The sequence below is a fragment of the Flavitalea antarctica genome (genome assembly GCF_054461535.1).
This window is the reverse complement of record NZ_JBTLQG010000042.1, coordinates 24,982-42,796: the sequence shown is the minus strand read 5'-3', so window position 1 is coordinate 42,796 and position 17,815 is coordinate 24,982. Positions and strand designations below refer to the sequence as shown.

The 17,815-nt window shown below is 44.9% G+C and carries 17 protein-coding genes; 9 read left to right on the top strand and 8 right to left on the bottom strand.

The annotated features are described in order from the left end of the window. The first annotated feature begins 438 nt into the window (after positions 1-438). From ACX0G7_RS24205 to ACX0G7_RS24185, 5 genes are all read left to right on the top strand, one after another. The gene (locus ACX0G7_RS24205; protein ID WP_458926112.1) at positions 439-927 is read left to right on the top strand and encodes a GtrA family protein; all 489 of its coding nucleotides are present in this window, start codon (positions 439-441) and stop codon (positions 925-927) included. A 129-nt stretch (positions 928-1,056) separates the two neighbouring features. Next, a complete protein-coding gene (dnaK, locus tag ACX0G7_RS24200) occupies positions 1,057-2,973 on the top strand; it encodes a molecular chaperone DnaK (protein WP_458926111.1) in 1,917 nt (638 codons plus the stop codon). A 180-nt stretch (positions 2,974-3,153) separates the two neighbouring features. Further along, the gene (locus ACX0G7_RS24195) at positions 3,154-3,801 is read left to right on the top strand and encodes a hypothetical protein (protein WP_458926110.1); all 648 of its coding nucleotides are present in this window, start codon (positions 3,154-3,156) and stop codon (positions 3,799-3,801) included. A gap of 90 nt (positions 3,802-3,891) precedes the next feature. Beyond that, positions 3,892-4,284, top strand: coding sequence for a hypothetical protein (locus tag ACX0G7_RS24190; protein ID WP_458926109.1), 393 nt, complete (start codon positions 3,892-3,894; stop codon positions 4,282-4,284). A gap of 72 nt (positions 4,285-4,356) precedes the next feature. After that, positions 4,357-4,806, top strand: coding sequence for a hypothetical protein (locus tag ACX0G7_RS24185; RefSeq protein ID WP_458926108.1), 450 nt, complete (start codon positions 4,357-4,359; stop codon positions 4,804-4,806). Here ACX0G7_RS24185 and ACX0G7_RS24180 read toward each other — a convergent pair. The 4 genes from ACX0G7_RS24180 to ACX0G7_RS24165 form a co-directional block, all read right to left on the bottom strand. After that, on the bottom strand, positions 4,803-5,261 hold the full coding sequence (locus ACX0G7_RS24180) for a YciI family protein (RefSeq protein WP_458926107.1): 459 nt from the start codon (positions 5,259-5,261) through the stop codon (positions 4,803-4,805). The genes ACX0G7_RS24185 and ACX0G7_RS24180 overlap by 4 nt on opposite strands. Positions 5,262-5,309: 48 nt before the next feature. After that, the gene (locus ACX0G7_RS24175; RefSeq protein ID WP_458926106.1) at positions 5,310-7,259 is read right to left on the bottom strand and encodes a TlpA family protein disulfide reductase; all 1,950 of its coding nucleotides are present in this window, start codon (positions 7,257-7,259) and stop codon (positions 5,310-5,312) included. A gap of 103 nt (positions 7,260-7,362) precedes the next feature. Further along, complete coding sequence (locus ACX0G7_RS24170; RefSeq protein WP_458926105.1) at positions 7,363-9,147, bottom strand: MutS-related protein; 1,785 nt, start codon at positions 9,145-9,147, stop codon at positions 7,363-7,365. Positions 9,148-9,167: 20 nt separating this feature from the next. Then, complete coding sequence (locus ACX0G7_RS24165; RefSeq protein ID WP_458926104.1) at positions 9,168-10,433, bottom strand: aspartate kinase; 1,266 nt, start codon at positions 10,431-10,433, stop codon at positions 9,168-9,170. A gap of 213 nt (positions 10,434-10,646) precedes the next feature. Here ACX0G7_RS24165 and fbp point away from each other — a divergent pair, with 213 nt between their 5' ends. From fbp to ACX0G7_RS24145, 4 genes are all read left to right on the top strand, one after another. Beyond that, a complete protein-coding gene (gene fbp, locus ACX0G7_RS24160; protein ID WP_458926103.1) occupies positions 10,647-11,660 on the top strand; it encodes a class 1 fructose-bisphosphatase in 1,014 nt (337 codons plus the stop codon). A 63-nt stretch (positions 11,661-11,723) separates the two neighbouring features. Beyond that, positions 11,724-12,482, top strand: a complete 759-nt coding sequence (locus tag ACX0G7_RS24155) for an ABC transporter ATP-binding protein (RefSeq protein ID WP_458926102.1) — start codon at positions 11,724-11,726, stop codon at positions 12,480-12,482. A gap of 23 nt (positions 12,483-12,505) precedes the next feature. Continuing rightward, entirely contained in the window at positions 12,506-13,042 is a 537-nt protein-coding gene (locus tag ACX0G7_RS24150) for a YfiT family bacillithiol transferase (protein WP_458926101.1), read from the top strand. 111 nt (positions 13,043-13,153) lie between these two features. After that, on the top strand, positions 13,154-13,714 hold the full coding sequence (locus tag ACX0G7_RS24145; protein WP_458926100.1) for an NUDIX hydrolase: 561 nt from the start codon (positions 13,154-13,156) through the stop codon (positions 13,712-13,714). Here ACX0G7_RS24145 and ACX0G7_RS24140 read toward each other — a convergent pair. The 4 genes from ACX0G7_RS24140 to ACX0G7_RS24125 form a co-directional block, all read right to left on the bottom strand. Beyond that, positions 13,711-15,000 carry a bifunctional folylpolyglutamate synthase/dihydrofolate synthase gene (locus ACX0G7_RS24140; RefSeq protein WP_458926099.1) on the bottom strand — a complete coding sequence of 430 codons (1,290 nt, stop codon included), beginning with the start codon at positions 14,998-15,000 and terminating at the stop codon, positions 13,711-13,713. The genes ACX0G7_RS24145 and ACX0G7_RS24140 overlap by 4 nt on opposite strands. Before the next feature lie 55 nt (positions 15,001-15,055). Then, entirely contained in the window at positions 15,056-15,949 is an 894-nt protein-coding gene (locus ACX0G7_RS24135) for a hypothetical protein (protein WP_458926098.1), read from the bottom strand. A 108-nt stretch (positions 15,950-16,057) separates the two neighbouring features. Then, complete coding sequence (locus tag ACX0G7_RS24130; protein WP_458926097.1) at positions 16,058-16,819, bottom strand: sulfite exporter TauE/SafE family protein; 762 nt, start codon at positions 16,817-16,819, stop codon at positions 16,058-16,060. Further along, complete coding sequence (locus ACX0G7_RS24125; RefSeq protein ID WP_458926096.1) at positions 16,809-17,792, bottom strand: DMT family transporter; 984 nt, start codon at positions 17,790-17,792, stop codon at positions 16,809-16,811. The genes ACX0G7_RS24130 and ACX0G7_RS24125 overlap by 11 nt, the downstream gene beginning before the upstream one ends. Positions 17,793-17,815: the final 23 nt, after the last annotated feature.

Below are 17,815 nucleotides of genomic sequence, written 5' to 3'. Positions count from 1 at the left end.
TTCAGGGGTTTTAACAGAGAAAAAAGTACCACCGTAAACTCTCCTTCAAACTCAGGTTTAGTTTCATTGACCTGGATAGCACTGCTTTCTATTGTTGTGTTGTATAACGATTCCAATTCCCGGCTGACCGCATCCTGAATTTGCGTTGCAATTCCCATATGATTCTATTAGGCGGCAAAAATAACACAATACGGGTGATTGGGATAGAAATCAAAAAGCTGCTCATATTCTGAGCAGCCTTCTGGTAGTTTGGGGGTTAAAACCACGTCAAATATGCAGGAATTTTGTGAACCCGCGTCAAAACAGCACATTTCTTGACTGTAGTCAAACGGGTTCTAAACTTTATTTTGTGAAGGTCGACGGGTTGGTTAAAACAGGCAAATGAATTGGCTGCTTGGTCTTTAACTTCTAACTTTGCGCCCTCGAAAAGGGAAGGTTATGAAGCACGGGATTATTGCGTTAATAGATTTTTTTTATCCTCCTTTCAGGCGCTTCATGCCCCTGCAGACCTTCCGGTACATAGCTTGTGGAGGAGGGAATACACTGCTTGATATCATTATCTATTTTGTGTGCTATAATTTTATCCTGGATAAACAGATAGTTCATACGCCTGTTGGGGCCGTTAGTCCCTATATCGCCGCTTTTATTATCGCATTTATCGTGACTTTTCCTACAGGCTTTTATTTAAACCGGAATGTTGTTTTTACCGGATCTACGCTTAGGGGCAGGGTCCAGCTGGGAAGATATTTTTTGCTGGTGATCGCGTGCATCGTGCTCAATTATGTCTTCATTAAATTGTTTGTTGAGCGGTTCGGCTTTTATCCAACAGTAGCAAAATTGCTCACCACAGTCATAGTAGTAGCATTCAGTTATTTAACCCAGAAGAAATTCACCTTTAAGGTGTCAAAACCCCACGGCACACCGTAAAAATTCTGCTATTTCTGCTTCATTTTCAATGTGTCATGCCGTCCTTGTCCTGATACTGCCATTTTTGCATTCTGAAGGCGGATGGCACAATCATTGACTGATTTAACCGAACATTAAATTTATTCAGTTATGGGAAAAATAATAGGTATTGACCTGGGAACAACCAACAGTTGCGTAGCGGTCATGGAAGGCAATGAGCCGGTTGTTATTGCAAACGAAGAGGGTCGCAGAACAACCCCGTCGGTGGTAGCATTCTTGAAAAATGGCGAACGTAAGGTAGGTGATCCTGCAAAACGTCAGGCTATTACAAATCCAACAAACACGATTACATCTGTTAAACGTTTCATGGGTCGTCGGTTCGACGAGGTCACCAATGAGATCAGCCACTGGAGCTATAAGGTGGTAAAAGGTGACAACAATACCGTACGTATTGACATAGATGGCAGAATGTACACTCCACAGGAGCTTTCAGCAATGATTCTTCAAAAAATGAAGAAAACCGCGGAGGACTATCTTGGCCAGGAGGTTACTGAAGCCGTCATTACTGTTCCGGCTTATTTTAACGATGCGCAGCGCCAGGCTACAAAAGAGGCAGGTGAAATTGCAGGTCTGAATGTACGTCGTATAGTGAACGAGCCTACAGCAGCAGCGCTTGCTTACGGACTTGACAAAGGTGGAAAAGATCATAAGATCGCCGTATTTGACCTTGGTGGTGGTACTTTCGATATTTCAATACTGGAATTAGGTGATGGTGTTTTCGAAGTTAAAGCTACTAACGGTGATACCCATCTTGGTGGTGATGATTTCGATAAAGTGGTGATGGACTGGCTGGCAGACGAATTCAAAAAAGAGGAAAATGTTGATCTGCGTAAAGATCCGATGGCTCTTCAGCGTTTGAAAGAAGCATCAGAAAAAGCAAAGGTTGAGTTATCGTCTTCAAGTGAAACAGAAATCAACTTACCATATATAACAGCGATCGACGGGGTGCCTAAACACCTTGTAAAAAAGCTGACCCGTGCTAAGTTTGAACAACTTTCAGACAATCTTTTTGAAAGATGTTTAAAACCCTGCGAACAGGCTTTAAAAGATGCTGGCTTGAGTGTTTCGCAAATTGATGAGGTTATTCTTGTAGGGGGTAGCACACGTATTCCTAAGGTTCAGGAGCTTGTTGAAAGTTTCTTCAAGCGCAAACCTAATAAGAGTGTTAACCCGGATGAGGTTGTTGCCGTTGGTGCAGCTATCCAGGGTGCGGTGTTAACCGGTGAGGTAAAGGATGTTCTTTTGCTGGATGTTACTCCACTGAGTCTTGGTATTGAAACTTATGGTGGTGTGATGACCCGCCTGATCGATTCAAATACTACGATCCCTACCAAAAAATCTGAAACATTCTCAACTGCGAGTGATAACCAGCCAGGTGTGGAAATTCATGTGTTGCAGGGAGAAAGACCAATGTCTAACCAGAATAAGAGTCTTGGTAAATTTAACCTGGCCGATATTCCACCGGCTCCCCGTGGTGTACCGCAGATTGAAGTGACTTTCGATATCGATGCGAATGGTATACTGCATGTGACCGCGAAAGACAAAGGAACCGGTAAAGAACAAAAAATACGTATTGAAGCGGGTAGCGGCTTAAGCAAGGAAGAAGTCGAAAAAATGAAGGCTGAAGCCCGTGCGAACGAAACTCAGGATAGAGAAGCCCGTGAGCGTGTTGAGAAGATCAACCAGGCTGATGGTTTGATATTCCAGACTGAGAAACAGATTAAAGAATACGGCGATAAAATTCCGGCTGATAAAAAACAACCAATAGAAGCGGCTCTTGCCAAACTAAAGGAAGCACATAAATCACAGGACCTGGCCGCGATCGATGCCGCTACCGCAGAAATGAATACTGCGTGGACAGCAGCCTCTGAAGAGATTTACAAAGCTCAGTCGGCTGGTGCAGGTGGTCCACAGGGTGGTCAGCAAGGACCTGATGGCCCTGGCAACAACCAACAGGGTGCAGGCTCAGAAAATGTGACAGATGCCGAATTTGAAGAAGTGAAATAATAAACCTGGTACTAATTTTCAGAAAGCTGTTCCGAAAGGGGCAGCTTTTTGCATGTTGGGATTAACCCTTCGCAAGACATCCACTCAATATTCTCACCCTGTACATAACATAAAAGCGTACCGGCTAAGCGCAGCCGCCCGGGCCCGGTTAATAGTTTCATCTTTATAAAAAAACAAATGATGACAAAAACTATTACCGGTCCTTACAAAGAAGAATCAACCAATATCATCTACCAGTTGCTGTTCTGTGATAATACAGACTTGTATAAAACAAAGATCAGTTCACCTTACCAGTATCCTTTTGATGTGCTGTTTGCTGCATACAGTTCTGTTGCGGATTTGCAGCGGATCATTGATGATGAAAAGTCGGATCCAAGGGTAAAGATACTTGCCAGCAACCGGCTGAACCTGGCCGGTCATAAACCTGCCTCCCAGGAATTATTTGGGGTAGTAGTTGAGGTCGGTCTTGACGATGGATTAGATGTACTGGCTTCCTTTCAAAACGGAACTGCCCGGTACATTAACCACACGGGCAAAGTACTGGTATGGGAAACAACAGAAGATACAAAAGGTAACCAGATCACTGATACGCTTTTCCGTAGTGGCGAGTCAGTCATTAAAAAGATAGGACCCTGGGGTAATCCCAGACGATCACATCCGGCAAAAGGAATGGTCCGTCTGACCTTCCTGGTTTCTGATGGTTTATATTTTGGTGAAGGGCCTATTAATGTTTTGTTCAATGATCCTTTAGCTGCGCCAACATTGACTGCTGCGACACAGCTGATGGTTTATATCACCGAAAAAAGCATGGCTGCTACAGCGAAGTGATAAATGTTCAATAGGGCCGTACAGTAAGCAACAAAACAGTTCCGGGAGATTGTGATTTCAAATACCTTTGAGAGTACATGCGTTAATCAAATGGAGAGTCTATTGACCGGGTCTGTTTTATGGAGCTACGACTTCGAGATAAATCAGCAGGAACCAGTCCGTCGCCTGCTTACCCATGTCTCCGGCATGACCCCGATACATTCGCACCAGGGTGAAATAATGCTCACTGGCAAAGGATTAACCATAGTCGGAGATGTGAATCTTTACATCAACAACGATGAATTTGAACAGTTGTACCTCGGGTTTGATGAAATATTTACAAGGGCGATGGTAAAAAACTTCGGCCTGTTCTGGCAGCCCCTGCGGATTACTTTCAATAAGGGCCACCATCGCGAGACGATCTACCTGATCATCGATTACAAAATGTTTATTGCAAAAGGAAACAAGACCTGGTTCAACGCGCTTCAACATGTTTTATCATAAACCTCATGTATACCCGAAGAACCCGTTGATGTTTTGAACCGGTTTTCGTAGATTCGGTGGCTGAATCCGGCAATGACAAAAAAAGCAATTACCTATATCCTGTTTGCCACACTGGTTGCCGGCGTGCTGGACATCCTGGCAGCATTCTTAAACGTGTATCTTAGTTCAGGTGGTAAGCCGGCTATGGTATTACGCTTTATCGCCAGTGGAATCTATGGCAGGAAAGCCTTTGGAGCCGGCCAAAGCTTTGAAGTCATTGGTCTTGCCCTCCATTTCCTGATTACCTTGATTTTTGTAGTTTTTTACTTCGCGTTATTTTCGACAAACGAAAGGGTCAAAAAAAACTGGCTCCTGGCAGGGATTATATACGGTTCACTGATTTGCCTTTTTATGAACTTAATAGTATTACCGCTGTCAAACACTCCAGAAGCTCCTGTCCGGCTTTTTCCGTTGTTCAAATCGATCGTGATCCAGATCGTCGCTACGGGATTACCGATAACCTATCTGCTTCGCCGTTATTAGAACCTCTTTTTTTCAATTTTTGAATGGGCCTTCAGGTATTCCGGAAGGGCGGCGGAGCCATACCATTTGAAAAGCTCGGTATCAAAAACCTTCGCTTTTATTGCAGGATCCAGTTGTAACAAGGCATTTGCTTCCTCGATAGTTTGGGCATTGAGAATAAATATTCCACGATAGGCCTTTTCATTTTTTCCCAGCGGGCCCGCAACTACCAGCTTGCCGTTCTTCGCAAGGTTATTGATATTGTCCATATGCCCGCGAAATAAACTGTCCGTGATCTTTTTATCAGTGATCACATTTTCCCCGGTCTTAAGAATCACTAATATGTAAGACTTCATTCCATAATCGTCTCCACCCAGGGAATCAGCCAGCTTTTTATCATAATCAGGATTATCGGTTTGTGCACTAACACAAACCATAGCTATGGACAGGATGATACCTGTGATTGTCTTTTTCATATCTGTTGTTTATCGTTATCAGGCTGAGCAGGTGTTAGAGACTCCCAATTAAAACCCTTTTTTATCGCTTCCGCCGGAACCATTGGCTTTGGCCATTTCAATCATCATTCCCAGCTCACTGACAAGTCCATCCACAGAACCCCCGAATCCAACCGATTTGAACCTGATCCGGCTGTTTGTGTCAATCACGAATTTTGTGGGGATGCCTTCCACTTCAAAAGCGTCCACTGTTTTATTATCCGAGTCCATCAATACCTGGAAAGGATAGGCGTTTTTCTCAATAAACTCAGTTACATTTTTTCTGATCTCTTCTTTTTCTCCATTCTCCCAGGTATCGACGAATACAAATTTAACATCCTTATCCTCCCGGTATTTTTCGACAGCTAACTTCATTCCCGGGAAAGATGCTTTACAAGGTCCGCACCAGGTCGCCCAGAAATCAACCACCACCACTTTGCCTTTCAGCGATGCAAGGGTAACTTCATTTCCCTGGATATCTTTAAGGGTAAAGGGAGGTGCCGGTTCATTGATCATTTTTTTAGCTATCCCGGCCCTTGCTTTTTCCTGGCTCACCGCTTCTAACGCTGCTATATAACCGTTCCAGGAGTCAGGAGCATTATCTTCGGCCAGGTAGATTCGTTTCAGCTGCTCTTTCATTTTTGGCGATGATCTGCCATCCCGGATGAATGCTTCAAGCGTTTTCCGTGCTTCTTTTGAGCCCTTTATTTTTTCTGTGTAAGCTGCAAAGGCTTCGTTCATGGAAACATCTTTGCCTTTTGTTGATTCCACTACTTTTTTCTGAATGTCATAGGCTTTCTGATATTCCTTTGACTGGTAAAGTAAAAGCGCATAAGTGTCGGCGTACATATTGTAGGTGCCCTCCATATTTTTCTTAAACTGTGCATCCGTTAAATAAGGAGGCTTGTTTTTCGTTTCGGTCATCATGTTTTTGACGATTTCAAGCGACCTGGAAGAAAGTTCTTTACCAACTTCAAGGTTACCGGGTTTACCGTCGATACTTTCCCCGGATTCTTTCCAGGCAATACTATTATATAACGCTGCCTGGCTTCCCTTGTCTGTAACAAAAGCCGCATAATCACGGGCTTTCTCCGGGTTGCCGGCAGCTGAATATTTGGAAGCGATGGAATAGGCAAACTGGCTTAGCAATTTTTTATCCTGGTCTGTAGAACCAAACCCTTCTTTCTTCAGTTGGTCATAAAGTTCTGCCTGTCGGGCCGGATCCTTTTCAGCATAAAATTTATCAACTTTTTCGTTTTTCACCCAGTTGCCACCGGGGAACCGCGTTTTTACCAGGCTGTCAATTACTACAAATTTTTCCTTATCCTTGAATCTTGCATAATACATTTTGGCTGCGGTCAGGTCTGCTTCAGTGGCCGTCGCACTGCTTACGAGATTTCCGAGTGACTCTTTTATAGCAGCGATGTCTGCCTCGTCTTTTGAGGAAGCCAGGAGCTCGGCAACCTGCAGCGGTTTATTTTGCTTAATGGAAGGGTCCGCGCCGAGTTCTTCTTTATTCCATTTCAATGCCGCATCAACATCCCGTTTCATTCCCCAGATCCCGCCATAGGAATTGTAACCCTGGCCAATACTTTTCCTTGCCCCTGGTACGGGTGTCCCATCTGATTTATACAACATGGTAAAATACCCTTTGTCACTATTATTATCTCTCTTTTCATCTTGGGCAAAAGTGAAGAAAACTGCTTTTGTCGTGTCATTCGTGGTGACATCACCGGTATAGATGTTTCCTTTTTTCTGCAGTGTGATTTGCTTCACGAGCGGTAACGCGCCTTCCAACAGGTAAGCAAAAGCTTCCGGCTGTTGAACCCCGAAAAGTTCGGTACCTGCCGGATCATAAGTGATCGTTATTTTTTCGCCCGGCCGCGGGTTTTTGGGTTCCAGATTAAATGGCTGCTGGGCGGTAAGCGTGTTTAAGCAAACTACCGCAAGGATGATTGCAAGTATGGATAAGCGTTTCATGATAAGATTTATCAGGTGAAGGTAGAATGATACTAAATATAAGCATTCCCGACTTAAAATGAGGCAGCATAAACACCCGGATCCACACCCGGAATAAAGATTTTTATTCCCGTATTATTCCCATCTTTTTCATCAGAAACGATGCGTTTTTATTCCTTGCAACGCCCTGGCGAAGGGTATAATCAAATAGAAGCTCTCCATCATTAATGATACTTTCAAAACAATAATTGTCTACCAGGCCCGGGAGTTCCTGCTCCAAAACTGAAAGGGAAAGGTCGTGGGTGGCAAACAGGGTCAGGCACCGGAAATTTATCAATTTCTTTATGAATTGTTCCGAACCGTGGGTTTTATCATCTGAGTTGGTGCCCCGCAGTATTTCATCAATAAGCACAAGAGCCGGGACGCCGGTTTCCAGCTTGTCGATAATGGCGCGCAGTTTTTTCAGCTCTGCCATAAAGTATGATGTGTTTTCCTGCAGTGAATCGCCAACCCGTATTGATGAAAGAATGATCATCGGCCGGAAAACAAACTCCTTCGCGTTTACCGGTGCACCGCATTGTGCCAGCACGAGGTTAACACCGAGGGTCCGGAGAAAAGTCGTTTTGCCTGACATATTTGAGCCGGTGAGAATGATCAGTTTTTCCTTCCTGCCAAAGTCAAGTGGATTCGGTACGTTCACTGAAGGCGGAATGAGGGGATGAGCCATTTCCTTTGCCAGGACAGACATTTCCTCATGAACTAACGGAAAGGCATATCCGGGATTATTAAAACAAAAACTTCCCAGGGAATTGAGTAACTCAATTCTTCCGACAATGTCGATCCAGGTGTCGAAGCTGTTTTTGTAGGTCGACTTCCAGCCCTCCAGTTTCAGCATCACCTGGATATCATATAAGAAGAAGCCATTCAAAACCACGAATACAATTAGGTTCAGTCTCTGATCAAATAAAGATGATAAACGCGCCAGTTTGTAGATGCCGGTGCTTGCGTCCGTAGCCTGTTGCCTTGCATCTGTGAGTAGCTCCGCAGTTCCGGGGTCAATATGTGAAAACTGCTTTAGTATCCCGGCATACTGGTCCAGGATAGCCTGCTTTTTTGTAATGAGTGCATGCTGCGCGAATATATACTTTGAAAAGATGCCTATGATGAGCCAGGCCAGCGCGAGCCCTATCAGCAGTGGGCCCACGTTGTCGGTGTCAAGAAAATGATAAAAGGCCCAGATATTAAATGCCGGGACAAGATATCGGACAACCTGCAACCATTTTTGGCTGAGCATCCTGTTTGTTTCTTTCAGCCAGATGCGGATGTCATACAGCGTGCCTTCTCTTTCATCATGAAGCAAACCGTGGGCGGTTATCAGTTGTCTTTGCTGAGGCTGCGCTGCAATCACTTTTACCGCCTGCTGGTAAGATTCGATGGTTTCTTTTTCCAGTATCGGTTGCTGAAGCGCCCTGCTCAGGAATTCACTGCCAAGTTTTGTAGTCGTCCTGTTAAGCAGGCCGTATAAAGAGCCGGGTCCGAATATATCAAGATCTACGGAATAGTTCCCGGGATTAATGTTGGAGGCGCCGTTGTCAAATTTATTGGGCCCACCTTCCAGGATACTGAGCTCATTGTTGTTGACGTATAAAATTTTTTCGATCAGGTTTTTTTGATCGCGCAGATTCAACGCCAGCCGGAGGCTGATGATGAATAAGACAATACTTATTCCTGCGCCCGCCACTGCAGCGTTACCTGAAGGTTCTTTGATCCCCCGGTAGATAAGCCAGCACGCCGCAAGAAAGAACAGACCCCTGAATGTTGCGGTGAGCAGCAGCCGGCTGTTCACTTTTTTTAGGGCGGCCTCATATTTCTGTAAATTCTCTTTATAAAAAGCTTCGGGAGATAACATCAATTTGAAATTGATTTTTATTATGAACGCATAAGCACCTGCACTGTTTCCGGTGATTGTTGTTTAAGTACCACTGTCATCCCCGATGTGAGTTGATCCAGCACATCTTCGCGGTAATGCCGGATGGTTAACAAGCGAAGATTTTTTTCAACCTGTACTTCGAAATATTCAGAAGCTGCTACTGCGAGTTTCTGGATTTTGTCTTCCCTGTCGTCCATACATATATGCACAGAAACGGCTCCCGTTTGTATGAGCCTTGGTTCTATCTTATATTCCTCGAATAAGTCATAAAGGCGGCCAATGAGTTTCTCTCCGACAAATGAAAAATCATTTGAATGCAGATGCATCAGCACCTGCGATTGTTTCATCACGATGATAGGAGGGAGGGATGGCCGGGTCCGGTTTTGTATCCTGGTGCCAGGCAGATTTTTATCAAGGAAGGACTTGACCAGCAGCGGTATATTTTTGTTCTGAAGGGGCTTGATTGTTTTCGGATGGATCACCTGTGCTCCGTAGTAAGCCATTTCAATTACTTCGTCATAACTCAGCTCGTTTAATACCTGCGCTTCCGGAAAGGTTTTTGGATCGGCATTCATTACACCTTCCACATCTTTCCAGATGGTGAGGTCCACAGCATTGATCATGTTGGCAAAAACAGCCGCTGTATAGTCGCTTCCTTCTCTTCCAAGTGTAGTACTTTCATTTTCACTGGTGGCACCAATAAAGCCTTGGGTCACAACAATACCTACCGGATCAAGTACCGGGAGAACATTTTCAGTCACCCTTGTGTTCGTAAACTCCCAATCGATTACGGCATCACGAAAGCTGTTATCTGTGCGGATGATATCCCTTACGTCTAACCAGGTGTTTGGGAGCTTTGTTTCATTGAGCCAGGCACTGAACAGGCAGGAAGATAGTAATTCCCCCACGCAGACCACCTGGTCATAGTAATAATCGAAATCACGTACCGGTTTATCATGCAGGAGCCATTCAACTTCTGTAAAAAATTCGGATAGCCGGGTCAGCGTCTCATTATAATGGGTAACAAGCAGGAATTTTGCAATGTTTAGATGATTTTGTTTTACGGCACGGAACAGTTCAAGGGCCTGCTCCTGGTTACCCGCATAAAATGCTTCCGCTACTTTTTCCAGAGCATTTGTCGTTTTGCCGATTGCCGAAACGACAATGATCAGTTTTTCAGGTTGATAAGAACGAACAATTTCTGCTGCCTGCCTTATTTTTTCCACTCCATTGACACTTGCTCCACCGAATTTGAAAACTTTCATTTCTCCCTGGTTGATTATAAATTTTGTTATGAAACTCCCTGCAAACCTTACACACGTTGTGCCCGGGTTCTGTGGCCATATCTTAGCTGCCTGATTGATCGTTACACGGAATGATAGTTATCCCGTTTAAAATTGATAAGTCGGTAAATGTCGTAAAATTCTTCAAATCGCTGCCAAAGATTACATTTGTTTAATACCAGAAATCACCTCTGTATGAACTACATCAACCGGAAGATCTACACATTAGACGAATTTACCATCCAGCAAACAAAAGGATTCCCCAATGCTACGGGTGAATTGAGTGGATTACTTCGTGACATTGGCCTGGCAGCTAAAAGGGTTAATGTAGAAGTGAACAAGGCAGGGCTTGTGGACATTCTTGGTAACGCCGGTTCCATCAACGTACAGGGAGAAGACGTAAAAAAGCTCGATCTTTTTGCAAACAGCCAGTTCATGGGTGTGCTTCAACACGGCGTAAGCTGCGCCGGGGTGGTGAGCGAAGAACTGGATGATTATATCGCATTTGATGATGTGGTGAACCGGGATTCCAAATATGTTTGTCTTTTCGATCCTCTCGACGGCAGTGCCAATATCGATGTCAATGTAGCCATTGGTACTATCTTCAGCGTGTACCGGAGAGTGACGAAAAAAGGTGAGCTGGCCAATGAATCCGATTTTCTTCAGCAGGGTGTAAAACAAATAGCAGCGGGTTATATCGTCTATGGATCATCTACAATGCTTGTTTATGCAACCCGCCGCAGCGTAAATGGTTTCACACTTGATCCTTCTATAGGGGAGTTTTGTCTTAGTCATCCCGACATTAAATGCCCGGAAACGGGAAACATTTATTCCGTAAACCATGGTAGTTTCTTTGAATTTGAAACGAGGGTTCAAAACTATATCAATGCCTGCCAGCGCAAGACAGCAGCCAATGGCGGGCCTTATACGCAACGTTATACGGGCAGTATGGTTTCTGACCTTCACAGGAACCTGATCAAGGGCGGGATATTCATGTATCCGCTGCACCGGCAACATCCCTCGGGAAAACTACGCCTGATGTATGAATGCAACCCATTCGCATTTATCATGGAAGTGGCAGGGGGAAAATCTACCGATGGAAATCAAAGGACGCTTGACATTCAGCCTACGGCCATCCATCAGCGTAGCCCGTTATTTATAGGCAGTAAATCAATGATGGAAGAGCTGGAAACATTTTTAATGAACTAACTGGCAAAAAATGTTTTCACTAAATTGCAAAACGGTGTTTCGGGTGCTTACTTAAATAAAGTCATGGTTATAATAGGGGTCAGGAATCTTACAAAAAAATACGGTCAGTTCGAGGCAGTAAAGGGGATCAGTTTTGAAGTTCATGAAGGAGAGATTTTCGGCCTGTTAGGCCCTAATGGTGCCGGTAAATCCACTACGCTTGAGATCATTGAAACACTCAGGGAGAAGACTTCCGGAGAAGTGATTGTAAATGGTTTCAATCTTGACGAGGATCCGAATGAAATAAAAAAGATCATTGGGGTTCAGCTACAGGCATCCGGATTTTATCCTGGCCTGACGCTGATCGAATTGATACAGCTTTTTTCAGGACTTTATAATCGCGATGTTGACCCGATGGTCTTGCTTAAGACGGTAAACCTGGAAGACAAAGCGAAAAATAAATACAAGGAACTCAGTGGAGGGCAAAAACAACGGTTCTCAATCGCCACCACACTTATCAATAAACCCAGGATAATATTCCTGGATGAGCCGACTACCGGCCTTGATCCACAGGCCAGGCGCAATCTTTGGGACCTCATCACCGATATCAGGAAGCAGGGAACAACCATCATTATTACCACGCACTATATGGATGAAGCAGAAGTTTTATGTGACAGGGTGGCCATCATAGATGCAGGTAGGATCATTGCCCTTGATACACCTGATAAACTGGTTGACAACCTGGTTGCCACAGGTTTTGAGAGACCTAAAGAAGTAAAGAAAGCCAACCTGGAAGATGTGTTCATTCATCTGACAGGGCACGATCTGCGGGCAGAAAGTTAATCAGCAAACAACAACAGATAGCAATGACTACACAAACCGGCGACCCACGTTATCCCATCGGCAAGTATATGGAAAAACCATTCTCCGAAGTTCAGCGAAAACAATGGCTGAGCGATATCAGGTATTTGCCCGGCCAGATTGAACATAGTATACAGAACCTTGACGAGGCTCAGCTGGATACCCCTTACCGCGAGGGTGGTTGGACCATCAGGCAGGTAGTACACCATGTTGCCGACAGCCATATGAACGCATATATCCGGTTCAAGCTTGGCCTTACGGAAAACAATCCAACTATAAAACCATATGAAGAAGCTTTGTGGGCCGAGCTGGCGGATACAAAAACAGTTCCCATCAATGTTTCGCTGACTTTGCTTCATGCATTGCATTTACGCTGGGTAGCAGTACTGGAAGCCATGTCGGACACAGATTTTACAAAGACAGTATTTCATCCTGAAAAGAAACAGGACCTCACATTATGGAACCTTTTCGGTTCTTATGCATGGCATGGAAAACATCATGTGGCCCATATTACAACGTTAAGAAAACAAAAGAACTGGTGAGTATATACTGGGTTGAAAATAACTGTTGATCACCTGATGAAGTGAATTGATAGCGTTCAGAGGCTGATGCCTGTATTAAAACCGAATGAAAGCGATAAAATAAAGACCTGAATGAAAGATCTGAAATGGAAAACGTTGAAATCCGAATATCTGTTCAAAGATTTGTGGTTCACCGTACGTAATGACACCTGTGAAAGGCCGGATGGGAAAATTGTGGCGCCTTATTATGTCTATGAATTTCCTACCTGGGTAAATGCCGTTGCACTCACTGAAGAAGGCAAAGTGATATTGGAACGCCAGTATCGTCACGGCTCGGGCGAAGTAGCTTTTGAGATACCGGGAGGATGTGTAGATGATACCGATGCCACTTTTAAGGATGCGATTGCGCGGGAACTGCTGGAGGAAACCGGTTATGTTTTTGATAATTATGAATACCTGGGCAAAACGTCATCCAATCCGTCTACCAATAATAATTGGATGCACATGTACCTCGCTACCGGCGGTAAGTTGGTGCAGAAGCAGGAACTGGACGACAATGAGGATATTGAAATACATCTTTTTTCGATCGAAGAGGTTAAGGATTTACTTCGGACCAACCAGCTTACTCAAAGTATGCATGTCACGACCCTTCTCTACGCATTGAGAAAACTCGGGGAATTGAAGGACCTTTAGATCTCCACTTCACCAACTATAAACACGCTTCCACAAACCAGTACCAGGTCCGACTTATTTGCGTGAAGGATTGCTTTGTTCAGGGCAGTGTTCACATCAGGATAACAGTCACCGGTCAGGCCGGCGGATATGGCTTTTTGCTGAAGCAGTGTTGCATCCAGTGCACGCGGGATCTGTGCCCTTGTAAAGTAATACTTTGCGGATTTTGGAAGCAATGACAGGACCTTTTCAATTTCTTTATCTTTCACCATTCCCAGGATGATATGGAGGTGATGATGGTCCGTTAATTCAATCTGGGCCACCAGTTGTTTGATGCCATCTTCATTATGCGCTACGTCCAGCACAACCAAAGGGTGCTCCCGTTTCACGTCCCAGCGGCCATGAAGACCGGTGAGGGTTTTAACCTGCGAAAGCCCGGTCTGTGCGGAGGTCTCGTTAATGTCATAACCTATCATTCTAAGCTGGTGCACTGTTTCCAGTACAGTTATCAGGTTTTTCGTCTGGTAGTAACCGGGAAGATCAAGCAGGTAATTGGATCTGTCTGTATGGTGCTGGCTGTCTACGCCCGTCATTAACTTATGGTGTTCGTATTTCCATTCAGCAACGTACTGGCGCTGGTCCGCAAAAAAAACAGGAGCCTGTTTTGCGGCACCAATCAGTTCAAATATGGACGCGGTTGTTTTATCTGTTTCGCCTATTACAACGGGAATCCCTTTTTTTATGATGCCGCCCTTTTCAATGGCAATCTTTTCAATTGTATCTCCCAGGATATTCATGTGATCCATCCCGATATTTGTTATCACGGAAACAAGTGGCGTGATGATATTTGTTGAGTCAAGCCGACCGCCAAGTCCGGTTTCAATCACTGCAATATCTATCTGTTCTTCCACAAAATATTCAAAGGCCATGGCAACCGTGATCTCAAAAAAGGAAGGCTCGAGTTTATCGATCATCGGCCTGATCTTTTCAACAAACCTCACAACAAAGTCCTGTGCGATCATTGCGCCGTCGATGCGTATCCTTTCCCTGAAATCCTTGAGATGCGGAGACGTATAAAGGCCCGTCCGGTAACCGGCAGACTGCAGGATCGCAGCAAGCATATGGCTCGTACTACCTTTACCGTTAGTACCTGCAATATGCACGCATTTTATCTTCTCGTGTGGGTTTCCAAGATATTCACAAAGTGCTATTGTATTGGTCAGATCAGTTTTGTAGGCACTGGCACCAATACGACTGTACATGGGAAGCCGCGTGAAGAGGTAATCGATCGTTTCATCGTAGTTCATACAATAACAAAACTAAGGAACGCCGATGAAGGATTTAAAAGAATACTTAAAAGGATCAATTCTTCAGGCGGAAGTTGAAGACGATTGTTCCGACTGACTCTGCCTCACCACTATTGAAACGGACCTGCATGGCTTTACGTCTTGCAATCGCTTTCATAGATGCATCGGAAGTAGTGGAACCTCGTGGCTGGTATTCGGCGGATACAACATTGCCGCTTTCATTCACCCTGATATCCATCGCTACCTTTGCATTTTCATTGAACTCATCTTCAAAGGCAGGTACACCGGTTACACGACGTCCCTGGAGACCCCTGGAAATCGAAACACCTCCGGTTCCGCGACCACCACCTTCATAATTTTTGGAGTCAGGATTGCCACCAGGTTTACCCTGGTCGCCCGAACCCCCCGCGATGCCCTGGTTACCACCTTTTTTATAGGAGTCTGATTCATTACCGCCTTTACCATCTCCGGCTACTCCCTTGAACACCGCTTTTGGTTTTGGTGCAGGAGGAGTTGGATTGGTAACGGGCGCCGGTCTGCTGACAGGTTTTTCGACAACCTCTTTTTCGGGAGCTTTTTTTGCCTCAGGTTTGGTGACCTTTGGTTTTACAATCTCGGGTGCGTCTTCATCCTTGTCATCCGTTTCGATATCTTTTACCGGCTCTGAAACTTCCGGTGAAGCCTTTGGAGGTGTGTATGCAGGTCTTGCCTGGGAAGGGGCTGGCCGCTCAGGAGACATTGGCTGATCTTCCCCCAGGCCCAAATCACTGTTGCCAAGATTCACTTCGATCCCTTCCTCCGGTGGCTCAGGCGGCTGGGTCGGAAGTGTCCATTTCACAAATAAGAAAATGATCAGCAAACAAGCACAGATCACTGCGGTGTAACCTCCTGCTTTTGCATTTTTCTTAGATTCGAAATTGTCGGTGATATAACTATTGCTTACTGCCATTTTGTTCCCGCGTTTGCCCGGTAAATTTAAGATTGTTTCTGTATAACGGTGCAAAGAATATGCTAATTGCTAAAGCGTTATAACGTGAACTGTTAAATCTTTAACGCACTACCTGAAAATATCGTAAGCGAAACGCAGTATCGTGAGGCAAACGACCACCAGGAAAAAGATCCTGATAAACCTGTTACCCTTCAGTATGGCCAGTCTCGCACCCAGGATGCCACCCGCTGCATTGCAAACAGCCATCGGTATGGCAATCGCGTACAATACCTTGCCGGCTGATACAAAAAATACAATTGAACCAAGATTGGTGGCGAGGTTTACAAACTTCGCATGTGCGCTGGCTTGCAGAAAGTCTTGTCCGAGTATCGAGATAAAACAAATGATGAGAAAACTGCCAGCGCCGGGGCCAATAAATCCATCATAAAAACCAATGAAGAGACTAATGATAGCGGCATAAAGAAAGCACTTGTTGGTGGACAGATTTTTTTCAACATGGCTGCCAAAATTTTTTCGGCTATACGTGTATACCGCCACTGCAATTAATACGCATAGCAGAAATGGTTTCATAAACTGGTTGCTTACCAGCGTCAGTAATTTAGAGCCGGCAAGCGCTGCCAGGAAGGCGATCACTGCCATCATCATCAGCAGCTTAAGATGAACCTTTACTCTGCGCGCATATTGTATGGAAGCAAATGCTGTACCCGTAAAAGCCGGGATCTTCAGCGTTCCGATAACGGTAGATACCGGGAAGTTTGGTAAAAGGACAAGCGCCGCCGGTGTTTGAATCAGGCCCCCGCCACCCACTACTGCATCCACGAATCCAGCGAGAAAAGCCGCGATACATAAGAGTACCAGTTCAGTTGTCATCGGCTTTGTCTGATGTTCGTAAAGATGTGACAAGATTGCCAGGCTCACGTTTAGAAACCAGCAATGCTAAAGGAGCTTTGGGTGAAGCAATATTTGCGAGCACCAGGCCAGTAATTACAAGTGCGCCGCTGATAAGATGGATAGGAAGAATTTTTTCATCCAGGATCAGTACAGCTTCCAGCGTACTGAAGATAGGGATGAGATTTCCAAACAAGGCGGTTCTACCCGAGCCAAGCCTCGCAATTGCAGCGTTCCAGCATAAATAAGAAATGACACAGGCGCCGAGTCCCAGGTAAAGAATGATGCCGAATAGATTGATATCGAAATTTACAGGGGCAGTATGATTCATTTCCCACAAATATGCCGGGAAAAGCATAATTGTGCCCGCCAAGAATATGGCAACAAGAAAGCTGGTGGCAGAGATCGTGTTAGGTTTCTGTTTTACCAGGGTATTATAAATGGCAAAACACAAGGCACCTGCCAGCAACCACCAGTCGCCAACCGAGAAGTGAAAACCCAGAAGACGGTCCATGCTGCCCCCCGAGAGCAACAACAGGATTCCCACGATACAAATCAATAAACCTGCAAGTCGAAGCAAACTGATCTTCTCCTTAAGAAATATAGCCGCAAGCGCAATGGCCATGATCGGGGAGGTGGTGGTAGCAATCAATGCAAGGTTAATAGCCGGGGTATGGTGCCCTGCAACGTACAAAAACGTATTATATAATGCGACACCGGTAAATGCTACGGCGAGAAGATACTTCCAGTACCTCCGGATAACAGGAAGTTCCTGTCTGAACTTTTTGTACCCGATAGGAAGTATGATTATGGAGCCCATTAACCAGCGATAGAATGCGAGGCTGACCGGTGGTATTTGTTTTATGACACCGCGTGCAACGATAAAATTACCTGACCACACGATGGTTGCAGTTACGGCCAGTATTATACCTATGTAGATGTTTTTTTTTGCCAATTCAATTAATTAGGGCCGGTGTC